The organism is Pseudomonas sp. P5_A2_2 (genome assembly GCF_054177685.1).
In genome coordinates this window covers 1-11,774 of record NZ_JBGCUL010000070.1, presented here as the reverse complement: position 1 = coordinate 11,774, position 11,774 = coordinate 1, and the positions used below count along the sequence as shown (strand labels likewise).

Annotated in this window: 12 protein-coding genes; 10 read left to right on the top strand and 2 right to left on the bottom strand. The window is 58.0% G+C overall.

Annotated features, from left to right (window positions below; genetic code table 11):
* From ACXRVY_RS08310 to ACXRVY_RS08275, 8 genes are all read left to right on the top strand, one after another.
* Positions 1-339, top strand: a 339-nt coding sequence (locus ACXRVY_RS08310) for a 3'-5' exonuclease (protein ID WP_458237234.1), incomplete at its 5' end; no start/stop codon positions are given.
* Positions 340-564: 225 nt separating this feature from the next.
* The gene (locus ACXRVY_RS08305; RefSeq protein WP_223456856.1) at positions 565-1,083 is read left to right on the top strand and encodes an RNA polymerase sigma factor; all 519 of its coding nucleotides are present in this window, start codon (positions 565-567) and stop codon (positions 1,081-1,083) included.
* Positions 1,080-2,054, top strand: a complete 975-nt coding sequence (locus ACXRVY_RS08300) for a FecR domain-containing protein (RefSeq protein ID WP_223456855.1) — start codon at positions 1,080-1,082, stop codon at positions 2,052-2,054. The genes ACXRVY_RS08305 and ACXRVY_RS08300 overlap by 4 nt, the downstream gene beginning before the upstream one ends.
* Positions 2,055-2,297: 243 nt before the next feature.
* Complete coding sequence (locus ACXRVY_RS08295; protein WP_458237233.1) at positions 2,298-4,742, top strand: TonB-dependent siderophore receptor; 2,445 nt, start codon at positions 2,298-2,300, stop codon at positions 4,740-4,742.
* Positions 4,743-4,814: 72 nt separating this feature from the next.
* Positions 4,815-5,945, top strand: a complete 1,131-nt coding sequence (locus tag ACXRVY_RS08290) for a PepSY-associated TM helix domain-containing protein (RefSeq protein ID WP_223456852.1) — start codon at positions 4,815-4,817, stop codon at positions 5,943-5,945.
* Positions 5,942-6,121, top strand: coding sequence for a hypothetical protein (locus ACXRVY_RS08285; RefSeq protein WP_223456850.1), 180 nt, complete (start codon positions 5,942-5,944; stop codon positions 6,119-6,121). The genes ACXRVY_RS08290 and ACXRVY_RS08285 overlap by 4 nt, the downstream gene beginning before the upstream one ends.
* Positions 6,122-6,227: 106 nt before the next feature.
* The gene (locus ACXRVY_RS08280; protein WP_223456848.1) at positions 6,228-6,857 is read left to right on the top strand and encodes a glutathione S-transferase; all 630 of its coding nucleotides are present in this window, start codon (positions 6,228-6,230) and stop codon (positions 6,855-6,857) included.
* Between the two features lie 106 nt (positions 6,858-6,963).
* Positions 6,964-7,992 (top strand): RHS repeat-associated core domain-containing protein, encoded by a 1,029-nt coding sequence (locus tag ACXRVY_RS08275; RefSeq protein WP_458237232.1) that lies wholly within the window; start codon positions 6,964-6,966, stop codon positions 7,990-7,992.
* A 243-nt stretch (positions 7,993-8,235) separates the two neighbouring features.
* Here ACXRVY_RS08275 and ACXRVY_RS08270 read toward each other — a convergent pair whose 3' ends face one another.
* Positions 8,236-8,586, bottom strand: a complete 351-nt coding sequence (locus ACXRVY_RS08270; protein WP_458237231.1) for a DUF6124 family protein — start codon at positions 8,584-8,586, stop codon at positions 8,236-8,238.
* Between the two features lie 628 nt (positions 8,587-9,214).
* Here ACXRVY_RS08270 and ACXRVY_RS08265 point away from each other — a divergent pair.
* Entirely contained in the window at positions 9,215-10,363 is a 1,149-nt protein-coding gene (locus ACXRVY_RS08265) for an RHS repeat-associated core domain-containing protein (RefSeq protein WP_223456842.1), read from the top strand.
* Between the two features lie 53 nt (positions 10,364-10,416).
* Here the strand turns inward: ACXRVY_RS08265 and rloA2 are convergent, their stop codons facing one another.
* On the bottom strand, positions 10,417-10,923 hold the full coding sequence (gene rloA2 / locus ACXRVY_RS08260) for a retropepsin-like aspartic peptidase RloA2 (RefSeq protein ID WP_223457005.1): 507 nt from the start codon (positions 10,921-10,923) through the stop codon (positions 10,417-10,419).
* 164 nt (positions 10,924-11,087) lie between these two features.
* Between rloA2 and ACXRVY_RS08255 the strand changes: the two genes are divergently transcribed.
* On the top strand, positions 11,088-11,774 hold a 687-nt coding region (locus tag ACXRVY_RS08255; protein WP_458237230.1), incomplete at its 3' end, for an acyltransferase.

Genomic DNA, 11,774 nt, shown 5'->3' with positions numbered 1-11,774 from the left:
GTGCTGGCCTTCCACGCGCCGTTTGACCAGCACATGCTCGGCCGTGCATTGAAAGATCACCTGGGTTTCAAATTGCAGCATCCGTTTCTGGATGTGGCGGACATTGCGCCGCTGCTATGCCCCCAGGCGCACATTCGCGAGGCCGGGCTGGACGATTGGATCGACTGGTTCAAGCTCGAAGTCTTCGAGCGCCACCACGCCAGCGCCGACGCCCTGGCCACCGCCGAACTGATGCTGATCCTGTTCAGCCGTGCGCGACAGCAGCAGATTCATAGCCCGTTGAATCTGCAACAGCGCTTGAATCAGTGGAAGCGCCGGCAGCAGGCGCCGTCCTTCTGACCTATACGCAATCACTGTAGGAGCGAGCCTGCTCGCGAAAAATCACCTGACACCTCGGTCTTTCCAGAAAACCGTGTCATCGTTGACGATTTTCGCGAGCAGGCTCGCTCCTACAGGGGCCGTCGCCTAATTCCCATCCGACCAACGCCAATTGCTTACCTCCCTCGCCTCTGAGACAATCGCGAACAATTCTCGTTAGTTAATATTTCCCAATCGGTGTGCGGCGTGTCGTCAGTCCCAAGCCCTCAAAATGAGCTCGTCGGTGCGTTGTATCGCGACCATCGCGGTTGGCTATTGGCCTGGCTTCGACGCAACATCGCCTGCCCGCAGCGGGCCGAGGACCTGAGCCAGGACACGTTCGTGCGCTTGCTGGGCCGTGAGGAACTGAAGGTCCCGCACGAGCCCCGGGCATTCCTGGTGGCGATCGCCAAGGGCCTGCTGTTCGATTATTTCCGCCGCGCCGCGCTGGAACAGGCTTACCTCACCGAGTTGATGCTGATTCCCGAGGCCGAACAACCGTCGGCTGAAGAACAGCAAATGATTCTCGAAGACCTGAAAAATATCGATCGTTTACTCGGCAAGCTTTCCAGCAAGGCCCGGGCGGCGTTCCTCTACAACCGTCTCGACGGCCTCGGCCACGCAGACATCGCYGAGCGCCTGGGGGTGTCGGTGCCGCGGGTGCGCCAGTACCTGGCCCAAGGCATTCGCCAGTGCTACATCGCGTTGTATGGTGAGCCGACGTGAATCCGCTCAGTTCCAAACCGGTATCGGCCAACGTGCTGGACGCGGCGATTGCCTGGCAGTTGTCCATGGATTGTGCCAACCCGGTAGAGCGCGAAGAGTTCGCCAAGTGGCACGCGGCCCACGAAGAGCACGCCCGCGCCTGGCGCCAGCTGGGCATGCTCGACCAACGTTTCAGCGTGGCCAGTGGCCCGGCCCGCACGGCCCTGCTGCAATCGCGCGAAGGCATTCGTCGGCGAGTGCGCAAGCTGAGTAGCGGTGTAGCCAGTATCGTTACTGTGATCGGCCTGGCCCTGTTCGCCTGGGATCGTTACCTGCCGATCGACTATTGGCTGGCCGACCAGCGCACCGCCGTTGGCGAGCAGCGCACCCTGCGTCTGGCTGACGGCACGCTGATCAATCTCAATACCCACAGTGCCCTGGATGTGCGCTTCGATGAAAAACAGCGGCGCATCGTGCTTCAGGAGGGCGAAATCCTGGTGGAAACCGGCCATGGCGATCCCCGGCCGTTCATCGTCGAAACTCGTGAAGGCAGCATGCGTGCGCTGGGTACGCGGTTTCTGGTCAAGCGTGAGGAAGACGGAACGCGCCTGAGCGTATTGCAGTCTGCGGTGGCAGTTCACCCTGAATCCACCCCGGACGAACAGATTCTGCGCGAAGGCCAGCAAGTGTTGATCCGCAACAATGGCCTGGGCCCGGTGCTGGCCGTCAACCTCGGCGCGGATGCCTGGACCCGCGGCATGCTGGTGGTGGACAACACACGGCTGGAAGACCTGGTGCATGAAATCGGCCGCTATCGAACCGGTTACGTCGGCGTCGCACGGGAAGTGGCCGACCTGCGCATCACCGGCAGCTTCCCGCTGCGCAACACCGACCTGGCACTCAATGCCCTGCTGCCAACCCTGCCGGTGCAGATCGAACAGCACACGCAATGGTGGGTGAAGGTGGTGGCCAAGGCCAATGCCAAGCCCTGAAAAGCTTTGTGTCTGATCAACCGTCATCGCGAGCAAGCTCGCTCCCACACTGGAATGCATTTCAAAATGTGGGAGCGAGCTTGCTCGCGATGGCGGCGCTCGACTCCCCGCAAAAACCGGTTTGACCCAATACCAGCCGCAACCGACTTCTGAATCGAAATTATTTTCATCCAGCCCTATCACTTTTTGATTTTCATTCGGCACACAGGCAATTGAGAAATATTTCCATTCAGGAGCCGCTGTATGCCTCGTTCGCTAGACTCCCTGTTGCGCCGCAGTTTGCTGGCGGTCGCCATTGCCCTTTGCACCCCTTTGGCCAGCAGCCAATTGATCGCCGCTGAACAGGCGTCCAGCGTCCGCGCCTACAACCTGCCGGCCGCGCCGTTGACCAATACCCTGAACCAGATCGCCAGCCAGGCGGGTTTGGCCCTGTCGTTGAATCCATYCCTGGCGGCGGGCAAGACCTCGGCGCCAGTCAAAGGCCAGTTCGACGCAGCCAGCGCCCTTCGCGAAGCCCTGCGTGGCACCGGCCTGCAACTGGAGCAGGGCAGTGCGGGCACCTACACCCTGGTGGCCGTGCCCGAGGGTGTGATGGACCTGCCGGCCACCAGCGTGATCGGTGTGCAAGACACTGAAAGCGCCTGGGGCCCGGCACAGGGCTACCTGGCCAAGCGCACCGCCGCCGGCACCAAGACCGACACTGCGCTGGTCGAGGCGCCGCGTTCGATCTCGGTCGTCACTCGTGAGCAGATGGACGACCGCAACGTGCACACCCTCGATGATGCCGTGCGCTACTTGCCGGGCATCACCGCCAGCAGCTTCGGCAGCGACACCCGTTCCGACTGGTTGCGTGTGCGGGGTTTCGAGCCGACTCAATTCCTCGACGGCCTGCCACTGCCAAAAGGTGTGTACTCCAACCCTAAACAGGAAACCTGGAACCTCGACCGCCTGGCGCTGCTGCGCGGACCGGCCTCCTCGGTGTACGGCCAGACCCCGCCGGGCGGCCTGCTGGACATGGTCAGCCGTCGCCCAAGCGCCGAAGCCAGCAGCGAGATCCAAGTGCAATACGGCAGTGACAATCATCGCCAGATCAACTTCGCCAGCACCGGCAAGATCGACGACGAAGGCCAGTTCCTGTACAGCCTCAGCGGCGTGCTGCGCGACGGCGGCACGCCCATCGACCACATCGATGACAAGCGCTACAACATTGCGCCAAGCCTGACCTGGAACATCGACGAAGACACCAAATTCACCCTGCTCACGCAGTTCACTCGTGACGATACTGGTATCACCAGTCAGTTCTATCCGATCCAGGGCACCAAGATCGACATGCCGTTCGGCGAGATCTCCCACCACAAGAACCTGGGTGATCCGAACTACGACTTCTACGACCGCACCTACTACGCGCTGGGTTATGCCTTCGAACACCGCCTGAACGATGTCTGGCAGTTCCGGCAGAACCTGCGCTACACCAAGTCGGAGCTGTCGTTCCAGGCAGTGACCGTCAACAGCTACAACCCTGACTTTGCCGAGTTCGGGTTTGTCGTCGACGATCAAGGCAACACCGGCCGTGGCACCACCAATGTCGACGAAGACATCGCCCAATTCGCCGTGGACAACAACTTCCAGGGCGACTTCATCACCGGCGATGTCAGTCACACCTTGCTGATCGGCCTGGACCACCAGCGCAACACCACCAACTACCTCTCGATCTTCGGCACCGCGCCGGGCATCAACGTCAACGACCCGATCTATGGCTTGCCGATTGAACGTCCGGCACGCTCCACGGCGTTCTACGACTACGAGCAGAAGACCCAGCAGACCGGCCTGTACCTCCAGGACCAGATGGCCCTCGGCCAATGGCGCCTGACCCTCGGTGGTCGTGAAGACTGGGTCCACACCGGTACCACGTTCTTCAACAAGGGCGATGCCACCAACACCGAACGCGACAAGAACTTCAGCGGCAACGCGGCGATCAGCTATGTGTTCGACTCGGGCTTCGTGCCCTACCTGTCCTACGCCGAATCGTTCCAGCCGACCAGCAATGCCGTCGCCTCGCCGACCGAGTCGTTCAAGCCGACTGAAGGCAAGCAATGGGAACTGGGGATCAAGTACCAGCCACCGGGCAGCAACACCCTGCTGACGGCGGCTGTGTATGACCTGACCCAGAAAAATGTTTCCGTTACCAACAACGTGGGCAACGTGACGGTCACCAGCCAGACCGGCGAAGTGAAAGTCAAAGGCCTGGAGCTGGAAGCCGTTTCCGACGTGACCGAAAACCTCAAGGTCACCGCGGCCTACACCCTGGCTAAATCCGAAGTGCAAGAGGGCATCTACAAGGGCAATCGCCTGCAACTGATGCCTAACCAGCAAGCGTCGGTGTGGGGCGACTACAGCTGGCACAACGGCGTGCTGGATGGCCTCGGCATCGGCGCCGGCGCGCGCTACACCGGCAACACCTACGGCGACCAGGCCAACACCTGGCTGGGCAAGGCCGGTGCCTACACGGTGTTCGACGCGGTGGTTCACTACGACCTCGGTCGCCTCGACAACAGCCTCAAAGGCGCTTCGCTGGCCGTTAACGCGACCAACCTGTTCGACAAGGACTACATCTCGACTTGCGACAGCTTCTACTGCTACTACGGCGACCAGCGCAGTGTCGTCGCGAGTGCAACCTACAAGTGGTAACGCATTGAGCTGACACGCCCAATGACCAGGCCGTCCTTCGTGGACGGTTCTGGTTTTTCTGAAGGCTATGAAATGAAAAGTAAAACAATTCGCCGCTGGTCCGCGATCCACACCTGGACCAGCCTGATTTGTACGGTGTTCCTGTTGCTGCTGGCACTGACCGGCCTGCCGTTGATCTTTCACCACGAGATCGACCACTTGCTGGGCGATGCGCCTGAAGTGAAGGAAATGCCGGCGGATACCCCGCACCTGAATTTGCAGCAGTTGGTGCAGGCCGCCGAGAAGCATCGCCCTGGCGAAGTCCTGCAGTATTTCGGCTTCGAGGATGATGAGCCCAACGCGGTGCTGACCATCATGGCCGCGACCGCAGGCACCGAGCCGAACTCGTCCCACACCTTCATGCTCGACGCCCGTACCGGCGAAGCGCTGGAGACGCCATCGGCCAACGGCGGTTTCACGATGACCATGCTGCGCCTGCACGTGGACATGTTTGCCGGCTTGCCGGGCAAGTTGCTGCTGGCGTTCATGGGGATTCTGTTCGTGGTGGCGATCGTTTCCGGCACGGTGCTGTACTTGCCGTTCATGCGCCGCTTGAAGTTCGCCACCGTGCGCCAGGACAAGTCCACACGCCTGCGCTGGCTCGACCTGCATAACCTGATCGGTGTGGTGACGTTGACCTGGACCCTGGTGGTCGGCGTGACTGGCGTGATCAGTGCCTGCGCCGACCTGATCATCGCCGCCTGGCGCAACGACAGCCTGAGCGCGATGGTCGCGCCGTACCGCGATGCACCACCACTGACGCAACTCGCGCCCGCGACCCGTTTGCTCGACATCGCCAAGGATGTCGCGCCGGGCATGCAGCCGGACTTCATCGCTTTCCCAGGCACGCGCTTTTCCAGCGAGCACCATTACGCGGTGTTCATGAAAGGCAGCACGCACCTGACTTCGCACCTGCTGACGCCGGTACTGATCGACGCCAGCACCCTGCAAGTCACCGCCGTGGCCGAACGACCGTGGTACATGGACGCCATGGGCATGTCGCAGCCGCTGCACTTCGGTGACTACGGCGGCATGCCGATGAAGATCCTCTGGGCGACCCTGGATGTGCTGACCATCATCGTGCTCGGCAGCGGGGTCTACCTGTGGGTGGTGCGGCGCAAGGCTGCCAGGCCGGTGCTGGAAAAAGCGGAGAGCATGGCATGAAGCCCCGGCAGTCGAACTTCTGGAAGGTATTTGCCATTCCGACCGTCATCGCGGTGCTCAGCGCGACAGGGTTGTTTGCCGCGTTGCTCGGGGATGGTGTGTGGGATTCGTTGAGCTGGTTGGGCTTGGGCATCACGGCTGTGCTAGCCCTGCGCGGCCTCCTGCAACGCCGCTGATCCCTGTGGGAGCGAGCTTGCTCGCTCCTACAAGGGTGTTTGCCATCTTGAGCTATCGCTCCAACGCGCTATGCTGCCCGACACTGCCACCGATCGAGACGCTGCCATGTCCGCCCCGAGCATGACCCTGTACCACAACCCGCTCTCTCCCTTCGTTCGCAAAGTCATGGTGTTGCTCCACGAAACCGGTCAACAGAATCGCGTGGCGCTGCAAAATTGCGTACTGACGCCCGTCGCCCCGGACCTTGCACTGATCGATGACAACCCCCTGGGCAAAATCCCCGCCCTGCGCCTGGCCGATGGCAATGTCATCCATGACAGCCGGGTCATCCTCGACTACCTCGATCAGCAGCACGTCGGCAATCCGCTGATCCCCCGCGAAGGCTCGGCCCGCTGGCGCCGTCTGACCCTCGCTTCGCTGGCCGACGGGATCATGGACGCCGCCGTGCTGGTGCGCTACGAAGTTGCACTGCGCGCCCCGGAAAAACACTGGGACGAATGGCTGGACGGCCAACGCGAAAAGATCCGCCGGGCGTTGGCTGTGCTGGAAGCAGACGCCATCGCCGAACTCACCAGCCATTTTGATGTGGCCGCGATCAGCGTGGCCTGTGCGCTGGGTTATCTGGATCTGCGCCACCCGAATCTGGAGTGGCGCGAAGCGAATCCAAAGCTGGCGGGCTGGTATTTCGAGGTGAGCCAGCGAGCGTCGATGCTGGCGACGATGCCGAAGGTTTGACTTCAGAAAGGGCAAAACCCTAGCAGTTCTGATAGGTAGGCAATGGCTGGGAAAGGATTGATGCTAAAGGTTCGGCTTTTTCGTCCTTTGCACGGAGCTTCAGTCAATGCCTACCTCTACCCATCAACGCCTCCTGGCTCGCTACCACTACGATCCGATTGATCGGCTGGTCGATAGCGCACCTTTTCTACAACCCACCATCAAGCGTTTTAACTGTGGGACTCGCCTGAGTACTGAAATTCAAGGCGATGTACAACGCAGCATCATGCAGCATGACGACCAGCTGCTGGCGCAACTGCAGGGCGAGGGTGGCAAGGTGATCACCACGCTGCTGGCGACTGATCAACAACGTTCAATATTGAACGCGCTCAATGCAAACCAGCCTCATCCCCTCGCCTACGAGCCCTATGGCCATCGAACACCAGAAAGTGGATTGCTCAGCTTGCTCGGATTCACCGGCGAACGACCGGATCCGGTGACCGGACATTATCATTTGGGAAGTGGGTATCGGCAGTTCAATCCAGTGTTGAAGCRGTTTAACAGCCCGGACACCTGGAGTCCGTTCGGGGAGGGTGGACTCAATGCCTATATGTACTGTGGCGCAGATCCAATAAATCGGAGCGACCCGACAGGACACTTTGGCGTAGGTGTTCTAAAGATAATAGGGTTGGGTCTTAGTGCAGCGGGCGGCGGGATCTCTCTAGTGGGGACGATGCTTGACAATGATACTACCGAATATATTGGATTGGGCATTATGGCGGCAGGTACAGCTTTGTTTGCCGGGGCGACATTCTATAAGAAAATTAATTCTCGTGTCACACGCATTATAGGGAACCGCCCTCCTCCTTCATACGATGATCTACTTCCTGCTGGCCACCAAAACCTTTCACGACCTGTCATAGTGAGTGCGGACATAGAGATGCACAGTTTACCTCGCACCTCCTCTACTTCTTCCAACTTTTCACTCCCCCCCACCTATGATGAGGCCATGAGAAGGGGCAGTTTGCCTCAGCTCACTTCAACTGTTCGCCGTAGCACCAATCAAGCAGGCTCTTTAGTAGCCCCCTCATCGTCACCTAGAGGCAGCTTGCAGTTCGAAAATGCAGCGAATATTCGAGGCGAAAGGACAAATTGAAGAATAAAAACATGCCTTGAGCTGGCTGCAACTAACTAAGGCGACCTAACTAAGGTGACCCCAACTAAGGTGACAGATTTATTTAAATAAAAACATAAAACAAGCGGGCAGGTGTTAACCCAAAAATCTGTCCCGCTTCGTTTTTTGCGAACATTTCTCCAGTATTATTTCTTCTCGGCTCAACTCCCCTGTGGGACTGAGCCTGCTCGCGATAGCAATATCAACAACGACCGACTACCTCAATCATTCCTGAGCCTGCTTCATCCCCAAACAATCAATCGACCGATCAACCATGGCCTTGGCGATCTCCAGCAAATGCCACACGGAAAAGACCATGGTCCTGTCTGCGCCTTTCAGGTGGTCACCGCACTGATAGGCAGTGACAGAGGCACAGCGCAGCAGGTCGGCGACATAGAGTTGGCTGTCTTCGAAACTCACGTCATCACTGACGTTGTAAAACCGGAGCTCATCCGGTGCYGACGGCTGTTCGCCGGTCAGGTAGAAGTCGATTGCCCGGTAGAGTGCTGAGCKGTCTCTGAGCAGATCGTCGTTTCTGGTTGCATTGGAGGGTGGATCGGGGACTGGCTTTTTCATTGGTAAAACTCCAAGGTGATAGTAGGAGCCAACCGATTTCGCGACTAAACGAGAGGGGTGGCGGCTGCGCACAGGTTAGTCGACCGGTCACCTGGAACCCGGCGCACCCGAAGGTGCCCTGCGCACAGCCACCATAGATTTCAGGCGATAAAAAACACCTGAACAGAGAGGTAGCGCTGTACGCCAAGTGATAGCCGGGCGACTAAACCCGATCACTGATGAGCAGTGACGGACGAAGACTAGGCACGGAAATCGGTCGGCGCAAGCGTGCGAAATAATCTAGGAAACGTCCTGCAAAAGGAAGGGATTAGCGCTGTAGGAGGCCAGTTTTTCCTGTAGGAAAACTTACTTTCCGACGAGAGAAGAACCCTGTCTGGGTCAACAACGGGAGAGAAGTTTGACTCTGGGAACGATGTCCAGAGAGGAAGTTTTAGCTAGCTGTACTTGCCTCATCGCGAGCAGGCTCACTCCTACTTTTGATCCGTGAAACATGCACGCCTTGTGTTCGCTTGAGATTCTTGAGGGCTTGCAGAAAGGGCAAACCCCTAACAGTTCTGATAGTAGGCAACGACTGAAAAAGGAACGAAGCTGAACGCTCGGCTTTTGGACCTTGCAAGGAACTCAGTCAATGCCTACCCCTACCCGCGAAACCGTCTTGAGTCGCTACCACTACGACCCACTCGATCGCCTGGTCGATAGCACCTCCCTTGAACATTCCACCATCCAGCGCTTTTACTGCAAGACCCGCCTGTCCTCCGAAATACAAGGCACAGTGCAGCGCACTGTCGTGCAGCACGACGACCAACTGTTGGCGCAGCAGCAGCGCGAGGGCGGCAAGGTCGCTGCCACGTTGCTGACCACCGACCAACAACGTTCGGTATTGAATGCGCTGGACGCGACTCAACTCAATGCCCTCTCCTACTCACCCTACGGCCATCGTCCACGAGAAAACGGGTTGCTCAGTCTGCTCGGTTTTAACGGCGAACGGCCGGATCCGGTGACCGGGCATTATCATTTGGGGAATGGGTATCGGCAGTTCAATCCGGTACTGATGCGGTTTAACAGTCCGGATAGTTGGAGTCCGTTTGGGGCCGGGGGGCTGAATGCTTATGGGTATTGCGCGGGAAATTCGATTAACCACAGTGATCCGACGGGGCATACAATTTCAGCACTTTCGAGATTAGCACCGCCACCTCCACCGAGACCCGTAAATCTAGGGTTTCAAAGAGCAAGAGGTGCCACTACATCTAAACCACTGATGAAATCTTCTACAACAGCCTCACCGAAAAATAGTCAAGCCCTGACAAAAAGAAGACACTCCGACACATTCGACTCGTTAGCGGCCAATGAGCGAAAAATTAATGACGCCATTATTAATAACACTCAAAAATATGACCTGATTGGCTATCACGGCTCAACAGAAGAACACACAAAAAGTTTGGCAACAGGTTTAAGTGCCAAATATATGGGCTCACGAAATGGCACCGATAGTGGGCGGGGTTTCTACGTAACCCCAGACTACGAATCAGCTGTAGGATGGGCTACAGTTTCGAAACGAGCAGAATCCAGTTCACCAAAAATATTCGGCGCTTACACGAGGAACTTTGAAACTCTTAAGCCAGGTCGTGACTACAGCGTCAACACTGAACTTAACTCCGCACTAAAAAATCATGTGCAAATTATTATAAAAGAACCTGCCTATAGCTCTGTACGTATAAAAGCCATCCAAAACAAACAAAGTGCCATTCGACTTCACTCACATGAAGCGCCGTTTTAATCCGGCGCATCGCMTGTGGGAGCATCAGCAATAGACCTCTTGGCTCCCATCATTCAACAATCCGGTTTATCCGCTGTAAATCTTCTCGCTGGATTCACCGCTGCCCCAAACTCACGCAACGCCTTCGCCCCAATCAGCAACGGATAATTAAAACTACTGCGATCAGTCAGATTGACCTCAACCGTGCGCTTGACGTTACCCAGGCACAGCTCCAGATCGACCACTGGACGCTTCGTGGGAGCGACTACTTCGCTGTCATCTTCCTCCTCTTCGGAACGGGTCTTAATCTTGCTGATGCGCGCTATCTTGTGTTCGTAGACCTGATTGCCCGCATCCTTGGTGCCGAGGCGGAAACGCACCCAATCTTCGCCGTCACGCTTGAAAGTTTCGATGTCTTTGGCCGACAGCGACGCGGTCAGGGCGCCGGTGTCCATCTTCGCCTTGAGGACCTTCCCGCCGATTTCCGGCAGGGCAATGTATTCGTAACGCCCGTACAGGGTCGGCTCGGCGGCCATGACCGGCAGGGCGATGAGAGAGAGCACTGCAAGAAGGGATTTCACGTGATGGGTTTCCATGAGAGTAAGCAGTCGGATTTTAGACCGTCGTTCGCTTGATCGTTCCCACAAGGTTACCGACCCGAAAGTGAAACATTCGTCACCGCCGATTTGGCCTGTCGTCCGAAGCTGCTTATCATTGCGCGCCCAACCGCCTCCACGAGTGACTTATGCGCCGCCTGCTCACCGGCTGTTTCGTGACCCTGCTGCTTGTGCTCAACACCCTGATCCTGATCGGGCCACTGCTGGTGTTTGCCCTGCTCAAGCTGGTCCTGCCCGGCYGTTTTCGCGATTACGCCTCATGGGTGGTGATGTGGATCGCCGAGACCTGGTCCGAGATCGACAAGCTGATCTTCCGCCTGTGCATCCCCACCCAATGGAACATCCGTGGCGGTGACGATCTGCGCCGTGATACCTCGTACCTGGTGATCAGCAACCATCAATCCTGGGTCGACATCCCGGCGCTGATCCAGACGCTGAACCGGCGCACGCCATTCTTCAAATTCTTCCTCAAGAAAGAACTGATCTGGGTGCCCTTCCTGGGCCTGGCGTGGTGGGCGCTGGATTACCCGTTCATGAAGCGCTACAGCAAGGCGTTCCTGGCCAAACACCCGGAACTGGCGGGCAAGGATCTGGAGATCACCAAACAGGCCTGCGAGCTGTTCAAGCGCCAACCGGTAACCGTGGTCAATTATCTGGAAGGCACGCGGTTCACGTCGGCCAAACGCGCTCAACAGCTATCACCGTTCAACCACCTGCTCAAGCCCAAGGCTGGCGGCGTGGCGTTTGTACTGGCGGCGATGGGCGAACAGCTGGATGCGATTCTCGATGTGACGGTGGTTTACCCGCAGCAGAAG

Bases quoted from the DNA above. Each gene is read 5' to 3' on its own strand.
- ACXRVY_RS08280 (WP_223456848.1), top strand. From the start codon at position 6,228: ATGTCCGCCCCGAGCATGACCCTGTACCACAACCCGCTCTCTCCCTTC.
- ACXRVY_RS08285 (WP_223456850.1), top strand. From the start codon at position 5,942: ATGAAGCCCCGGCAGTCGAACTTCTGGAAGGTATTTGCCATTCCGACC.
- ACXRVY_RS08265 (WP_223456842.1), top strand. From the start codon at position 9,215: ATGCCTACCCCTACCCGCGAAACCGTCTTGAGTCGCTACCACTACGAC.
- ACXRVY_RS08290 (WP_223456852.1), top strand. From the start codon at position 4,815: ATGAAAAGTAAAACAATTCGCCGCTGGTCCGCGATCCACACCTGGACC.